The following is a 16,123-nucleotide window of genomic DNA, read 5'->3' as shown; positions in this document are numbered from 1 at the left end:
CTATATGTCTCTCTACGTGATCGCAACGCCTATTGGAAACAATGACGACATAGGACTTAGAGCTCTCAATATTCTCCGTGAGGTTGAGGTCATTATTACCGAAGAGCGAAAGGAAGGATCCAAGCTTTTGCGTTATCATGGTATATCTGGGGTTCCGCTTGAGGTTCTCAATGAACATACAGATAGAGAGGAAATAAACCGGCTTCTGGAAATTTGTAGAACGAGATCGACTGCTTTGGTCTCTGATGCCGGGACTCCAGGTTTTTGTGATCCTGGAGCCGAGCTGGTTTCACGCTGCAGGAAAGCGGGAATCAAGATCCAATCCATACCAGGGCCTTCAAGTCTAATGTCACTATTGAGCATATGTGGTTATCGTTTGGATCAGTTCCTTTTTCGTGGATTTATTTCTGCGAAAACGGAAGAGAGAATTTCTCAGCTTTCTGAATTAAAAAATTTGAAAATTCCAGTTGTGTTGATGGATACTCCATACCGATTAAAAAAAATCCTAGCGGAGTTAGCAGTCAGTCACCCAGAAAACCTCATTTTGTTGGGGCTTAATCTCAGCCAGACTGACGAGGTATTTCTTGAGGGAAATGCGAAAAAAGTTTTAAGCCAACTCAAGGTCGATAAGGCTGAATTTGTCCTCATTCTTTTGCCCTTAAAATGACAATCAGTAATTGTTTCTCCACAGGAATTACCAAGAATACAGTCGCCTAAGCGACCGTTTGACTCTTGAGTATGGACTGCTATTTATAACCTCCCCTTGATGCTGGGTAAATCAATTGGAACCTCGGCTTTTCCGCTATGAATTGTGTCAACAAAGACCACTTTAACTTTTGGAACTTTGGATATCACTTCATGGATGATCACAGGCTCATTCTCAAAAAACCAAATTTCGTCATATCGGCTGGAAAGATTGATGAGCCTCTCAACCTTATATGCCGCATCCTCCAGACTCTGATGTGGCTTAAGGATCACGTGAGAATGTGGATCGTGAACGGGGAAGTTCCATTGATCGAGAACTTCCAGCGTTCCTCGTCCCATTCTCTCATGATCTCGGCCTGTCAGATACTTGATTGTGGCACCTGATTCGTGAAGTTCCTGTACGAATTCCAAAGCGCCCTCATAAAGGACATCGTGCTGGAGATAATCGTTGCTAAAAAACCTCTCGACCCAAAACGTTCTAAGAGTTTCAAAGAAATCGAGAGTCGATCGAATCTGACTTCTCTCCAAGGGAGGCCTTATTCCCCAGTCAACGGGATGTATGACAATTTGTTCCAACTCAACAGCTTCTTTTGGATAGCGCCTTTTTGTCTCATCATGAGTTGCGAATTCTCTCAAAATGAATTGCGTTCGTGGGCTCACTTCGAAAAGGGTGGAATCCAAATCAAAAACAGCCAACAATGGTGTTGAGTCCTTCAGCTCTTTGCGCTTTCGAGCCAAATCACATAAAACATGTTTAATTTCCAATGCGTTCTTCAATCGAATTTCCTTTCTAAATGCGCAAGCTTATCCAAAAATTCCGTTTTCATCGATAGGCCTCGGACCTTCTTTCCTTGGAAAGCGAGATCTTGTCAACCAAGATATTCGAATTCTATCTGGTTCAAAGTTTGGTCTCATTTGCCTCAAAATGGCACGAGATAATTGATGTAAGCCTGTAGATTGATGAAAAATGATTGAGCAGGCTTAAGTCAGATTTAGCAAAATCCGATAGTTACACTAGATAGCTGAGTTTTGTTAAATAAAATAAGGATTTTTTTATGAGTTCGGAAAGCTTCTATGTTTCTCATAATGGAAATCAGATTGGCCCTTTTTCTGTCCATGCCATTTTTGAGATGGTGAAAAAATCGGAGTTAACAGCCCTCGATTATCTTTATGACCCGGTCAAGTCCGATTGGGTATTGCTTATGGAACATCCCGATCTGACATTGATGCTAAAAGATCACAAACCCTCCAGCCCACCAAAACCCAAAGAACATGCGCCATTGAATGGCCCTCAAGGCGATGAATATAAAACAGATCCAATATTAGATGAGGCCGTATTGGGTTTGAAATCGAAGATGACCCAACAGGCTGTCGAATGGTACGTTCTCAAAGGTGACAATAAGTTCGGGCCATTTTCTTATCGCGAAGTTCTAAAAATGCTTCAGGAAAAGGTTGCCTTTGAGTTTGATTTTGCTTGGCACCCTGGCCTCTCGACCTGGGTGAGGATAGCGGATCTTGATGCATTCAAGCCTGCTTATATCAGTCAGATTCAAACCGCGGATATGCCGGATATATCCGAAGTTTTTTTCCGTCGTCGTCATCGTCGTGTGAAATTTGGCGGCACTGTACTTATTCATGATAATAAAAGTGTCTGGAAGGGGACGGGGGTTGAAATAAGTGCAGGAGGAGCAGGCGTTGTCATGGAAAATGCCATGGTAGTGCCAGGACAAATTCTCTATCTTCATTTCAAACCTGGAGATGAGGTCCCGCCATTTAATGCCACTTGTGAAGTTGTTAGCAAGCAATTTGTAGAGGGAGTTAAGGATCGCAATACGCCTATTCGATATGGACTGAAATTCACTCATATTAGTCCGTCAGCTCAGAGCCTTTTGCAGGAATTTACGAATCGCACAGAAGTGGCGTAGGAACTGAGTTTTTTTGGATTTGCATGTGTTTTTTTGATTGGGATTTGATAGTTGGTTAGATGAAATAGGAAAGCTCGAAGTCTTGCATGTACCTTGAGAGCGGATATGGACGTGATGAGACGTCCAGGAAGATAAAAATAGAATAGGTACATGCTGTATTCTGAACAGGTCTATCTGTTATTTTGACAGTTTAGAACAAAATTTCATACAGCTTAAAATTGGTGATGAAAGTGAATAGGGATCTTCGGAATCCAAAAATTCATTTCGTATTTCGGCTCTGGATTCTGATGTTTGGAGTTATTGTCGCTCTTTTTTGCAGCGAAGTGGCAACGGCCAAGGGGAAGGAGAGAGTTCCTGACGATTCTGGAAGTTTAAAGGATCTTAAGTTTGTTGATGGAGATGAAAAAGGAAATGAAGTTCGTGCGATCAAAACAGAGATGTTGATCACAGCAAGTGAAGAGCGAGCGGTAAAACAAATTCAGTCCTTGCTAAAGAAATACAGGGGTACGCCTTTGGAGCCGGACCTCATGTTTCGTTTGGCAGAGATGTATATGCGGAGAGCAAAGTCAGGAACATTCTTTGAGCTGAATCGCCTCTCCGATACAGTTGTGACATTGGTTCCCGAAGAGATAACCAAAGTTTCATCTCGCAAGGCAATCCTGTCGGCCATTGACATTTATGAAACCATCCAGCGCAAGTTTCGTGATTATGGGCAAATGGATGTCGTTTTCTTTAACAACGCTTTTGCACGACAGCAGTTGGGCCAAAATAGAGAAGCTGAGCAGCGCTATTGGCTGCTGATTAAGACGTTTGGTGAATCGTCGCTGGTTCCAGATTGTCATCTGGCAATTGGCGAGTTGTCATTTGATCGTCAAGATTTTAAGAATGCTCTTGATCACTTTAATGCTATAAAAAAGTATCCAGATTCGAGAGTCTATCCCTACGGCTTGTATAAAGCCGGATGGACTTATTACAACATGCGAAATGCACTTGCTGGATTAAAGGAGCTTGAAAAGACCGTCGAATATGGTCGTTTTGTCGTCAAGAACAACTTTGATGCTCGGCTTGATTTGCGACGCGAAGCTCTTTCAGATATGACAATCTTCTTTGAAGAAGTGTATCCCGCGAGCAAGGCTTGGACTTATTTCAGCGAACAGGCCCAGGGCCTTGAGGTGGGTCCCTACTTGATTAAGATGGCAAATCTATACAAGCGGCACAGTCGATTTGGAGATGTCGTCGCGGTTCTGAAGGATTTTTCGAAGAATCAACCGGAGTCTGATTTACGGCCTGATGTGGATAATGAATTGGCCATAGCTTACGATAATTTGAAGGATTATTCATCGGCTGTTGCTCAATTGGAATCTCTCTTCAAAATTTGCGAGCCCAAAGGGCGTTGGGAGATGGTTCAATTGGGAAAAATTTCGGCAAACGCACCCACACAAAAATCGAATGGTGCAAAGAGCTCAAGCGCAGACGTCGCTCCTCAGCCACATGATCTTTGTAATGAAAAATTGGAAAGCACTTCATTGCGCTTGGCAAAGAGATGGCACAAGCTATGGCGAACAAAAAATGAAAATGGAAACTTGGCTGAGAACGCTGAAAAGGCATTTGAAATCTACTTACGTCGTGCCACAGTTTCTGAAGAAACATTTGATGTGAGATTTTCATATGCAGAACTTCTTTTTCAAAGAAATAAATTTCGTGAAGCGAGCGATAGCTATTCAATTGTCGGAAAGGGGTCGACTCGAGCGGAGAAGAGCCACGAGGGTTTGTATGCAGCCTCCCTCGCACTTGAAAAGGCAGTTGGAGAAAAGTGGAGTGATAAGGACGAAAGACAGTTTAGTTCTCTTGTGAGAGAATACATCAATCGCCACAAGGACGGAAAATTTCGGTTAGACCTTGAGTTTAAAGTTGCTCTCATCGCCTACGATAAAGGCCGTTATGGGGATGCAGCTCCTATCTTTCGTCGCTTGGGAACTGATTTTGCGAAAGATGAAAAAGGTCGTAAGTCTCAAGATCTTTATTTGGACATTCTCAACATACAAAAAGAGTATGCCACTCTCAAAAATTATGCCGCGCAGCTGAGACAGTCTGAAAAGGGGACGGGTGATCGAAAAGACAAGCTCACGAAGATATATGAGCAGGCCTATTTTATGGAGATTCAAACGATTGAGGAGAAAGGCGATCTCAGTCAAGCCCTGGTGGGGTATAAAGGCTTTATTTCAGCAAATCCAACCTCGCCTCTGACAGAAAAAGCGTGGTGGAATTCGATACAGGTGCACTTTAAGTTGTCAGATCTATTGGGAGGAGCTGACGCATGCGAGCAATTTTATCAAAGATATCCAAATTCAAAAAAATCCGTTGAGGCTCTTTTGAGAGCGGCTCAGACGTATGAGGAAATTGTTCAGCTGGACAAGGCTTCGCGTGTTCTTCTTCTTTTGAGTAAGGCAGATGTCTCTTCATCGTCAAAATGGAAGAGTTTAGCAGCTGATTATGAATCCATTTCTGGACGTCTCGATCTGGCGATCTCTTTGTACGAGGAGTTGAGATCCTCTAAGGACGCCGCCATCTCATTTCATTCTCTCGAGCAACTCGAAGTATTATCTCGCGATAAGGCGGTGGGATCATCCCGAAAGGGCCTTCTTAAGGCGGTGGCTAATTCCGGGCACGAACCACAGGCAAGTTTAGCACGTCTTGAAATTCTTGAAGAAATATATAGTGCTGGAGATACTTCTGAAGCCTTTAATGAAGCGAAAAAAATAGTGTCACTGGGAAAAAGCGCTTCGAAAAAGGCCCTAGCAAAAGCCAGATTTATTCAAGCCCAAATTCTTGAAAAGGAATTTTATAATCAAAGCGTAAAGTCAAAAGCTGAGAGGATAACTGTCGTTTTGGCTCTAAAGACCGAGAAGTTAGAAAAAGCCCAACAAGCTTACCAGGATTCGATTAAATATGGAGATCCCGAAACGACCGTAAGTTCACTTGAAAAACTAAGTGATCTTTACCGGCATTTTGTGAACAGCCTTCGCAACATGGAGCTCCCTGAAGGTCTGGAATCAAGAGATGAACCTGTTCTTAGGGAAGAAATGGAAAAGCTGGCGATTCCACTTGAAGAGAAAAGTGTGGAGGCGTTGGCTCAATCTCTCGAATTATCGCGAAAGCTAAAAATTAGAGATGGATCAGTAGCAAGACTACAGCAAAAGCTCAACCAGACCAATATGATCAGCGATGAAATACCTCGAGTCGATGTTTTGGCACCGGCCCCTGTTCTCCCCGTTTTTAGCCAGGAGGTCGGCACATGAGAATATTTTCCGTGTTTCAAATGAGACTTGTCACCCTGGTCATTTTGAGTGGGTGTGCATCGGTGGGATCGAAACCAAAGGTAGATGGGAGAAAATACACAAGATCAGTCAAAGGCCATTCTGTTCTTGCGACGAATTACTATGTGAGCTGTCCGAAGTCGGTAAGCTTGGAAAAACAAACAATCTGGATTGAATTGGTAAAAATGGCGAATGGTTGTCTCAGAGAAAATCGCTGGAAAGAGGTGGAGGCCATTGGTCATAGGCTTGCACAAATTGAACCTCAGAGTCCTTGGGGTGTCTATTACCTGAGTCTTGGGGCTCTGGAGAGACGGGATTATCGGCGCGCTCTATGGATGATTGATGTAGCCCTGGCGAAAGCTCCGGCAACGGGCATATTTAATTACCAAAAAGGCAGAGTGTTGTGGTTCATGAAGGAAAATGTGGCGGCCTTAGCCTCTGTCGAGGAGTCATTGCGCTTTGATTCGGACAATGTCGCCGCACATTTCCTCCTAGGTCAGATCTATTTAAGGGATTTGGATTTCTCCAAAGCCGCAGATCATTTGAGTCTTGTGATTAAGGAAAAAGCGAAAGATCCGATTGTCGTGGACCAATTGGCCTATTGCTATTTTAAGTTGAAGAAGTCTAAAGAAAGTCTCGAGTTACTCGATTTGGCGATTGGGCATTCGCCCAATCGCGTGGATCTGAGAGTTCGCCAAGCACAGATATTTGAAGAGCAGATGAAAGATGAAGAGGGAGCACTTGAATTGTATCGCAAGGTCAAATCCCTCATCCTGAAAGGGCAGCTTTCTGGTACTCCTTCATTTAATATTGACAGTAAGATTAAGTCTCTAGAGAGTTCGTTGAGTCAACGAAAGCCAGCCACTCAAGAAAAGGTGAGTCTTCGAGGGAAGGAAGATGCTGGCAGAGAGGTAGGAAAATGAAATTTATATTGGTACTATTACCGCTTCTTTTTATTTCCGTTGTGGCGCACGGGGAGAAAGGCAAGGGTCATAAAAAGACTCAAGAGGTTAACTTTGAGGGAGCTGATATTGATGGCCAGGTGAGAAATCCAGATGGCGCGTACCTCTTGCAGAAAAAGGGAGTTAAGTTTATGCCCCTTTATAAGGTCCAGAAGCATTTTGATGACGAAATAAAGAGTTCTGTAGATTACTTAAGGTGAGGCCAATGCGAAGATTTGAATTGGAGTTAGTTCACAGCTATAAGAGTCGCTTTGTCGGTCGGCACCGATTGAAGGGGCGTTCAACCGTTACATTGGGTTCATCTCGAGATGCTGATATTCATCTTTTGGGAGAGGATGTTAGCGGGGTTCATGCCATTCTTGAAAAAAATGATCAGGGTTGGAAGATTTCAGACATGGGCAGCGATAAGGGCACTTGGATTGAAAAGCGGCCCATTGTGGAACAGACAATTAGCTCCCCAACTCTGGTTAGCATTGGCGGGCATACGATTAACATTATTCCCCGAGAGATAAATTTGACTTTGTTTTCATCTGAACAAGCTAATTCGGAGATAACACCTGGATCCAAAATTTTTCACCAGGTGATTGTAAAGAAGGATGGCTTCGTACAAGAGACGCTTTTATTGGATCTGGGCACTCCATACCGAATGATGGTGGCTGATAAGGAAGTGAGCTTAAATTGCCCGGAAGATCATAAGTGGACAAATCAAAATTTTGGTAACATTGTTGTTCAGCAGAGGCGGGTTGGTACGCGGGTTGATATTGACTCTGATAAGGAGAGCTCAGATGAGCCGTTTTTTGATTCTAATCTCAAGTTTTCCCTTATGGTTGCGGTGGCCCTGGGGTTCATAATCTCGATTCTTCTGATTCTCGAAATGAGAAAGCCATCAGATTCAATGGCTGTTAAGCCAGATGCGAATAATTTCACTCGTATGATCTTTGACGCGAAAACACTAAAAAGTAAAAGAGAGCAAGCAACCAAGGCCACAAAGACCATTGTCGGTGAATCTAAATCGATGGGTGCTGAGGGGCTAAAGCCAACCTCTTCTCAACAGGGCAAACGGCCAGAAATTTCTCAAGTTGCCGCGAAGGTTGTGACAAAAATTCGTGCAGCTGGACTCTCTCAACTTATTGGAAAGATATCGAAGCGCGCTGCGACCACGGCCAACTATATCGAATCTGTTGGCCGGGCGCCGGATTCTGTACCCAGTGGACCGGCCTTGGGTGTAGCAGGAACCGCCGCAATCAAACCTGGAGCTAAGGTTGGAACTCAGGCATACCGAGTAGATGGGGTTGCAACATCTGGTAAGGGTGGAGGCTCTGCTGAATATAAGGGTAGCGGCGGGCTGAGTATCGGAAATGTTGGGAACGCCACAGTGGGCGTGATTGAAGAGGAGACGGAAGTGGACGGGGGCTTGGATAAGGACGTCATTGCGGGAGTAATTAAAACCCAGATCGGACAGATCAGGTACTGCTATGAACGTCAGTTAAGTGCGAGTCCTGATCTTTATGGAAAGGTTTTAATAAAATTTACGATTGGTGAAACGGGATCTGTTGTTTCACAGTCAATTGGATCGACAACACTTAGTAACGCCATGGTTGAGGGATGTATTTTGAGGCGTGTATCAGGATGGCGGTTTCCCAAGCCAAAGGGTGGGACGGCTGTCGTCGTGACATATCCATTCCTATTTAAGGCAACGAATTAAACTTGTCTCTCGCCGAGAGATTGATTTGGTTCAAGCTGAAATGAAGGAATGGCAAGAGCCTGAAGGAGGCCTTATGCGCTCAAAGTACGTGTTCAGAGTATGGTTGATGTCGTTGGTTTTGGGACATGTGGGAATACAGTCTTCAATTGGAAGTGCAGAAGCCCAGGGCAAAAAAGACACAAAGGCTTTGGTTCAAACTGAAGATCAAACAAAAAAACAAAGCCAAGGGGTCACCCCACCGGCCGGCGCCAGCAAGGATTCTGAGAGACTAAATATTCAGGACTTGGAGCAAAAATATTGGGCTCCTAAAGATACGAGTTTTAGCGTCGTTCAGAACCGCGCTTATACCAAAGAGAAGAGGTTTTCAGGTTCCCTGCAGTATGGTCCGATTATAAATGATGCCTTTAACGAGGGCTACAATCTTGGGTTGAAGGCAAACTATTTTTGGAATGAACGAATGGGAGCACAAATCGAATATGTGTCTTTCAATGTTTCTGATAACTCAACGGTGAGAGGATTTAGCAATCAATACGGCGGGGTGAGGCCCAACATTGGCCGAGTCACTTCGATGTGGGGGGTTGGCTACAATTGGGTTCCCATCTACGCAAAGATGAGTTTATTGGGAGAGAGGATCATTTACTTTGATATGGCCATATCGCCGACGATAGGCATGATGAACTATGAAAAGACATCTAAAGGCGGAGATAAAAGTGGCAGTTCAATCGCTTATGGATTTGACATTTCTCAGTATTTTTTTCTGAACAAGCACATTGCGATTCGTGCTGATCTTCAGAATCGCTGGTGGACGGAAGAGGTTTTGGACTGGAACTATGGCACACATCAGAAGAATCAGACGACAAACTCGACGGTATTTTTTATTGGAGTGACCTATTACCACTAAGGAGCAATCCATGGGAAAATGGTATTTCGGTGGTATCACTGTATGTCTCATTTTAGGGGCTAGTTGGCCTAGCTTTGCAAGGGAGATTGCCGCCGATGGATCCGTCGAAGAGGCGACAAGGGCCCAGGTGGTTTCTCGAGTCTCAGCGGAACGAACTTGGAAGGACCTCAAATCGAGAGCACAGAATTTGTGGACAAGTTATTTTGGTGACCAACAAAAGACCTCTCGAGAGACAGCAGAAAAAATGCAACCGAAATCTGAAGATTCGAATTTGAAAAACTCGCTTGCAGATTCGAGTTCACAATCTTCGAACACTCAGGCCCCCAGTGTCTCCCCAACCCCGGTGAGCCAGCCTTCAAGTAACATTGGAGTTGTTACCGAAGTTCCCAACGACCTTCCAAAATATCAGGTTCAAAATAAGGGAGTATCTCGTGAGGAGATCCAATCCGCTAAGAAAAAAATTCAGGAAAACAATTCGATAACGATGACCTCTCCTGGCCGGCAGGGAACGAGTCAATTGCCAATAAAGGCGGGGGGAGCCCCTCAATATGACTTCTATGAGTCCAAAAAGACAGCAGGGAAAAAGGCTGCCGGTAAGGACCTAAAAGTAAGAAAAAAGGCGATTCCTCTATTGGACATTGGAGAGGAACCATCTATCTCCGCAACGAGCATGATAGACCTCGCGTTTTCTGTCTTTCATCCAAAGTACTCCGAGCCAAAACCGCTGAAGCAACCGGATGGTTACAATCGCTCCGAGGCCGAGAAATGGATCAAGAAGAAGCCCATGATGCTTGGCCCATTTGATTACAAAGGTATTAGAAAGGGCTTGGTTGATGGATATCCAGTCACTCGTGAAATGGTGGATAAAATTGTTCTTACAGAGCTTGAGGATGCGAAAATTGTCGAACTTTCTGTGCGGCCATTGAGCAAAGACGAGCAAGCGATGTTGACGGCTCTCATAATGAATCGAAAAGGAGATAGATGTCCGTTGGTTATTGGCCTGTTGGATGATCTTTCCAAGAAAAAGCCCTTTGTTGATGAGGCTTCCTTCGAGTTGGGGATTTGCGCCCAAAAATTGAAGCTTTACTCTCAAGCATTCTCTCGCTTGATTAAGGTCATTGAAGCGGAGGATCCTGTGATGGCTCCACAAGCCATCTCGATTTTAGCTGCTGATTTGCCAGCCGAGTATGAAGTCAAGATGACGAATATTTTAGATGGTTTAAAAAACAAGGCGCTTATTCCGGAATTGAGCCGAGATGATGTCAACTACGTTATCGGAAAGGGATCTTTTAAGCAAAAGAAATACGACCAGGCTATTTCGAGCGCTCAGAAGGTAAGTGAAAAGAACAAGAGATACATTCAAGCTCGTTACTTATTGGGAATTTCGGAATATGCCTCAGACAAGGGGCAGGCTGGAATGAAGACGCTTCTCTCATTGCGAGAGTGGATGGAAAAGAAGGCGAAATCTGATAAAAACGTGAGTTCGCTCATGGCAATCAATATGGCCCGAATTTATTTCAATCTCGGAAATTACAAAAGTTCACTCGAAGAGTACAAGAAAATAGGCAAAGATCATCCTGTGTGGCTTCAGGGTTTGATCGAACAGGGATGGGCACAAGTCCTTGTCGGAGATAACTCGGGTGCCATCGGCAACATGCATTCGTTGCATAGTCCATATTTTAAGGCCGTCTATAAACCAGAGTCCTATGTGGTTCGCTCTATTGGATATCTGAACATCTGCCAATATGGAGATGCCTATAAGTCTCTCCATCGAATGGAGCAAGAGCATCTTCCGTGGGCAAAAGCCATGGAAGACTATTTGGCGAGAAAGAAGACTCCTGGAGACTATTACGATACGATCAAAAATTATCTCCGCTCCGCAAGTTCTTCGAATATAGACGGGCTGCCCTCCCAGATTGTTCGGGAAATGGGGAGAAGTCGAGATTTTCTCAATTATCAAACAGGCATCAATGAAAAGGTAGACGAAGGGGACCGTTATCCTGGAATTCCTGGTCAATTGGCATTGGGAGTTAAGGACATTCAAACTCGAATGAATCGAGCTAAAACCCGCTACGCTGCAACGATTCTAAACTTGCAGAAGGCGAAAAAGGATCCTGACTTGGCGAAGAACGTCAACGAGTGGACCGCTCAGAAACATAACGATTATGACTTGTTGGTTGGATATAAATTTCAACTCAATATGTTAGATGAAAGCAAACGAAAACTCGCAATCTTTCAAATGAAGTCCATTTCTCAGCTTAACAATGAGAAAGGCCAATTGCGGGAGGCGGCTGGAATCGCAATTGGAAAGCGTATAGTTGAGATGAAAAGCGAAGTGAAGAGATATTTGGAGAATAATGAGCTTTTACGCTATGAAATTTTTGCGGGTGCTGGCGAGAACATTCGCTATCAGGTTGCGGGCGGAGAAACAGCTCCGGCCAACCGAATACCTTCCAACGTAAAGCCGACGAAAATCTTAAATTGGGAATTCGATGGAGAGTATTGGGAGGATGAGATTGGAAACTATCGGAGCCAGGCTCAAGACAATTGTCCTCAAAAAGGAAAGATCGGAGCAGGTGGTTCTTCAGGTGTTCAAACATTTAATGCAGAATCTAAGTAGGGGGAATCATGAAGTACGTTACATTGACGGTTATGGCTCTTTGGATTTCATTTTCGGTCGATGCTAAAACCGACATTGAGTCAAATCTTGAGTTGCTAAAAAAGAACGAAGAGAACAGCAAGGAAAATTTTGAGCAGTACAAAAGAAATCTCGAAATAGTTCGTCAGAATGAACAGGAGGCCATCAAGGCAGAGAAAGATCTGGCGAAAAAAAGAGGCAACTTCAGAAAAATGACAAGGACTTTGAAAAGAATAAAGTGGCACTGGATCAAGTGAAGATTAAGATATTTGAAATGAAAAATTTGGAAAAGAAGAAGCTGGCCGAAGAGGAAAAGGAACTTGAAAAACTCAAGGAGCTTCTTGCAAAGATGGAAAAAAACAAGGCTCAAAGAGAAGCTAACTTGAAGTCCTATGACTTGAAGGCAGCAGAGATTGACCAGGAGAAGGCCGATTGGGATAGTCAAAGAAAAATCATGGGAGAATTGCTCACTGAAATTGACAAAAAGGAAGTCAAAGCCAAAGAAGCCCATGAAAAATGGGGAGCAAAGCGTAAATCTTACGAAAAGGAATCGGCCCGATGGGAGAACGAACATAAGTTGGCTGTCAAATCCCGGACTGAATTTCGCAAGATGGCTGAATGAAGTTAGCGGTCAGAATTTTTACGGACTTTTTATAAAAAACTCACGACGATAGGTTTACAGATGTGGACCCACATCTCTCAGGATGCCGCTTCCAGCCTCCACTTCTATCACAGCTGAACGATGGATGAGACTCTGTTCCCGAGGGCTGTGAATTTCTAATTCAAGCACACTTGAAATATCGGAACGCCGTTTGCATAAAGCTCGTCGAGCATTTGAGCCGTCAAGTATGCGGACCTCACAAACATAGAAGTACCTCGTTTGCTGGTAAATTATGCTTAATATGTGAGTTAATTTCAAAATTATTTGGAGAGCGGAAAGTGAATAAATCAAAGAGAGATTCTAGATCAGGCCTTCTCATTGGACTTACAGCATCAGCCTTAGCACCTTTTGGGGGAGCGAGGGGCTCTCAAGCAGAAGCATCTAGAGAGGCAATGGCCCAGGAAATCGTCACAATTTTAGCTCAGCCTCAATATCAGGAACGGATTAGGAGAATTCTTATCGATGCCGGACTTGATTCTTCAAAAGTGGGGAGCCTGGTGAGTGCTCTTTCTTCGGAGAGCTGTCGAAAAGTTGTTGCAGCGGAGGGGGGATCGGGGTCTGGAAAGACTGCCATCAAACAGGCTGCGGAGAGATTGCTTGTTTACGCGCAGCCAGAAAGACTAGAGGTAATTTATCGTAAAATAAGGGGCCTTCCGGAGGACCAGATAGCGGGAGGTGGGGTGCAGTCTGAATCAAGGGATGTGGAGCTTCTGTTTGATATTAAAGCCGGATTTGTTCAAAGGCTTTTTGGAAATAAAGGAATTGTGGGGCTTGATCGAACAAAAATTTATGAAAGCTTTATACAGACAGTAAAGGCTGACGGAGATTCCCGGCATTCAAATTTAAGAGATGGCACTCGCCTCGCAATTGAAAAGGCTACTTTCAAGAATTCCAATGCTCTACAGGGAGCACTTGAATTGAGAGTGAATGCCTCCTTTCACGGTAATGAAGGCCAAATCATCAATATTACATTGCCAGTCCGTTTAACAGAAAATACACCTGAGCAAGTTGTTGTGGTGGCATTGATGACGATAGCCTCTTCGCCGCATTTTCTCGCAAATCAGGGTTTCTTGAGAAGCGAAATCAATGCACTTATTTTTGCAGCAAACAAAATGAAATCTTCCCTGAGTTTGGACTCTCGATTGAAGACCGATCCAAAGAATAAGAAGAATCTTGGCATGCTTCAGCTTGTTCTGAAAAATTTAAGGTTGGCCATGGGCTCAACAGACAGGCTTCTCTCGGTGGTAATTGATTCGAAATTGTTTCTCGGAAATCTGATGAACGTTCAGATGTTGGCCTTGCCATCATCTCGCCTAAACATGAAAGTTATTTCACGGACAGATCCTACCGCTTCTCCGACCAATCAAAGTCCTCAGAGAGTGAGTGTTGCTGTTCCGGCAAGAGTGGCTCAAACTCAAACGAGTGGAAGATCTGGTTCGCTTGATCCAATTTTCTCTTATTACTATCCGTGGATTTTATATCCTGGAATTTCTCATGGCAATGTCTTGTATCCATGGTGGGTGCTAGAGGAGCTGACCTCATATCATGGTGGGGCAAGCGGACAATCGCCTGATGCAGAAGGAAGAAGTTTCAATGGAGATTTGGACCGAGGGCTCGAACACTCAAATTTTTTGGATCATCCGCCTTCTATTGAGACTTACGTAGGTCCAGATGGGTCCGTCATTGTCCTGGATGATCTGAACAAAGACTCGTCATTGCCACAGGCTGAAACTCTAGGGAACGAGGGTTTTCAACTTCAGGAGTCGGTTCCGGAGGATTCAAGTGGATTGGGTAGGCAAACAGACGGCTTTTGGAATTTTGGAAACAAACCAGAGGTCGTTGATGATAATAGTCTGCGAGGCGATGACTCACTTTCTGGACGAGATGGCGACAGAGACCAAGGTGTCACTGTGATAGTTACGACGGGCGAGAGTCCTGCTATAATCACGACGACCACGACTGGTGACCACACAACAACCACAACAACCACGACTGGCGATTACACAACAACCACAACAACCACGACTGGCGATTATACAACAACTACAACTGGGGACTCCACGACGACCACGACGGGCGATTACTAGAGGTGAGAACATGAATATGTCTGTCGCATCAAATAAATGGACGCCTCACCAATTTCGCCTCGCTTTTGAAAACTTGGCAATACCAGTCACGACGGCCAATCATCAGTTGATTCGTGGGTGGAGGGTTGAGGATGTATGGGGACCTTTTTGGGCCACCATCCAGGAGTTTTATCGTCACGATAAATACTGCAGTCAGGTGTTGGATCTCGTCATGGAGTCCTCGGAACAAATATCAACTCGTCAACAACGAAGAAAGTTGAAGAGCTTTGTTGCTGAGAATATTCCAGGATATCAGACTATCTTTGAATCCGAAATTTTGCCTGCGATTAACGCGTCTTTGGAGTCTGAAGGCTTAAACGAGAGAGTTTTGGGCTTTCGCTATGGTAAGGATGGTCGTGGTGCACTGCCTGATCGTTATTATCAATTGCTTCTTAAGAATAAATATTTGGTTGTGGGGAATCACCACGATATTTTGGGTCATTTTATTTTATTTTGTGATCCAATTATCAGGGAAATGACAGAACGCCTCGCTATCGGATTCTCCACTTCATTGGAATTTCAGCACACATGGGCCTCTACGATTTCATCGAGCGAAGAGTTTAGCCGGCGGTCAGTCTTTTTGCGCCGGGCTTTGAGGCTCTACACATTGTCATGGAACATCATCCAAGAGAAACTCTATCTGAGGCTTCCCGATTCCAATGGTCGTAATATATTGAATTTGGTGGGGGCCTTTAATTCTGTCTATAATGCACTGTTTAGTGATTCTCTTAAGCAAGACAAAGCGAGAGATCTCGCTGGAGCCCTGGGTTTCTTCCATCGAGATCCCTTAGAGTGTATTCTCCTTTCTCCAAAGGCGATGCGTGAATATTGCACAAAGGATGCAGGGCAAGTCTTTTCGGCAGGTTTTCAGATTGCGTTGGATCGCTACGAAGCTGTTTGGTTGAACTTGGGATTTGGTGAGATTGATACCACCAACCTCTATCTTCGCTTTGAGGATCTTGTCTCTCGGACTCTCTTGGAGAAAAGAAGATATTTTTCGAAGTCTTTTCGTCAGAGATGGGTTAAGTTTTCGGAAGCGATTTTGAACGATGTTGATTTTAGTCGGTTGTTTGACAAGTCAGCCCTACTCAGTCTTGCCGAAGCCATGCTTGAGGTGGCTCAGTGTCTATCTGAACGCGAGCGCGATGATAGCTGTTTGAGTAGGCAAGCTTGAGATTGGCGT

At 44.3% G+C, this 16,123-nt stretch carries 13 protein-coding genes; 12 read left to right on the top strand and 1 reads right to left on the bottom strand.

Translation table 11 applies throughout. The features are described 5' to 3' along the window. Nucleotides 1–4 precede the first annotated feature (4 nt). Nucleotides 5–667, top strand: a complete 663-nt coding sequence (locus tag IPJ71_08150) for a methyltransferase (protein MBK7843649.1) — start codon at nucleotides 5–7, stop codon at nucleotides 665–667. Nucleotides 668–750: 83 nt separating this feature from the next. Here IPJ71_08150 and IPJ71_08145 read toward each other — a convergent pair whose 3' ends face one another. Next, entirely contained in the window at nucleotides 751–1,482 is a 732-nt protein-coding gene (locus IPJ71_08145) for an HAD family hydrolase (protein MBK7843648.1), read from the bottom strand. A gap of 278 nt (nucleotides 1,483–1,760) precedes the next feature. Here IPJ71_08145 and IPJ71_08140 point away from each other — a divergent pair, with 278 nt between their 5' ends. The 11 genes from IPJ71_08140 (at nucleotide 1,761) to IPJ71_08090 (ending at nucleotide 16,114) form a co-directional block, all read left to right on the top strand. Beyond that, nucleotides 1,761–2,630 (top strand): DUF4339 domain-containing protein, encoded by an 870-nt coding sequence (locus tag IPJ71_08140; protein MBK7843647.1) that lies wholly within the window; start codon nucleotides 1,761–1,763, stop codon nucleotides 2,628–2,630. 224 nt (nucleotides 2,631–2,854) lie between these two features. Next, nucleotides 2,855–5,929, top strand: a complete 3,075-nt coding sequence (locus IPJ71_08135) for a tetratricopeptide repeat protein (protein ID MBK7843646.1) — start codon at nucleotides 2,855–2,857, stop codon at nucleotides 5,927–5,929. After that, a complete protein-coding gene (locus tag IPJ71_08130; GenBank protein ID MBK7843645.1) occupies nucleotides 5,926–6,870 on the top strand; it encodes a hypothetical protein in 945 nt (314 codons plus the stop codon). The genes IPJ71_08135 and IPJ71_08130 overlap by 4 nt, the downstream gene beginning before the upstream one ends. Further along, on the top strand, nucleotides 6,867–7,109 hold the full coding sequence (locus tag IPJ71_08125) for a hypothetical protein (GenBank protein MBK7843644.1): 243 nt from the start codon (nucleotides 6,867–6,869) through the stop codon (nucleotides 7,107–7,109). Before IPJ71_08130 ends, IPJ71_08125 begins: the two co-directional genes overlap by 4 nt. Before the next feature lie 5 nt (nucleotides 7,110–7,114). Then, complete coding sequence (locus tag IPJ71_08120) at nucleotides 7,115–8,614, top strand: AgmX/PglI C-terminal domain-containing protein (protein MBK7843643.1); 1,500 nt, start codon at nucleotides 7,115–7,117, stop codon at nucleotides 8,612–8,614. Nucleotides 8,615–8,687: 73 nt separating this feature from the next. After that, nucleotides 8,688–9,515, top strand: a complete 828-nt coding sequence (locus tag IPJ71_08115; protein MBK7843642.1) for an outer membrane beta-barrel domain-containing protein — start codon at nucleotides 8,688–8,690, stop codon at nucleotides 9,513–9,515. Between the two features lie 10 nt (nucleotides 9,516–9,525). Further along, a complete protein-coding gene (locus IPJ71_08110; GenBank protein MBK7843641.1) occupies nucleotides 9,526–12,135 on the top strand; it encodes a hypothetical protein in 2,610 nt (869 codons plus the stop codon). Between the two features lie 8 nt (nucleotides 12,136–12,143). Further along, nucleotides 12,144–12,410: a hypothetical protein gene (locus tag IPJ71_08105; protein MBK7843640.1), complete on the top strand. Its 267-nt coding sequence runs from the start codon at nucleotides 12,144–12,146 to the stop codon at nucleotides 12,408–12,410. Further along, entirely contained in the window at nucleotides 12,407–12,775 is a 369-nt protein-coding gene (locus tag IPJ71_08100) for a hypothetical protein (protein MBK7843639.1), read from the top strand. Before IPJ71_08105 ends, IPJ71_08100 begins: the two co-directional genes overlap by 4 nt. 317 nt (nucleotides 12,776–13,092) lie before the next feature. Then, nucleotides 13,093–14,901 (top strand): hypothetical protein, encoded by a 1,809-nt coding sequence (locus IPJ71_08095; GenBank protein MBK7843638.1) that lies wholly within the window; start codon nucleotides 13,093–13,095, stop codon nucleotides 14,899–14,901. A 10-nt stretch (nucleotides 14,902–14,911) separates the two neighbouring features. Beyond that, nucleotides 14,912–16,114 carry a hypothetical protein gene (locus IPJ71_08090; protein ID MBK7843637.1) on the top strand — a complete coding sequence of 401 codons (1,203 nt, stop codon included), beginning with the start codon at nucleotides 14,912–14,914 and terminating at the stop codon, nucleotides 16,112–16,114. Nucleotides 16,115–16,123: the final 9 nt, after the last annotated feature.

This window comes from Bdellovibrionales bacterium (assembly GCA_016714165.1).
Taxonomy (GTDB): Bacteria; Bdellovibrionota; Bdellovibrionia; order Bdellovibrionales; family UBA1609; genus JADJVA01.
The sequence above is the reverse complement of the archived record's forward strand: the minus strand, read 5'-3'. Positions and strand labels throughout refer to the sequence as shown.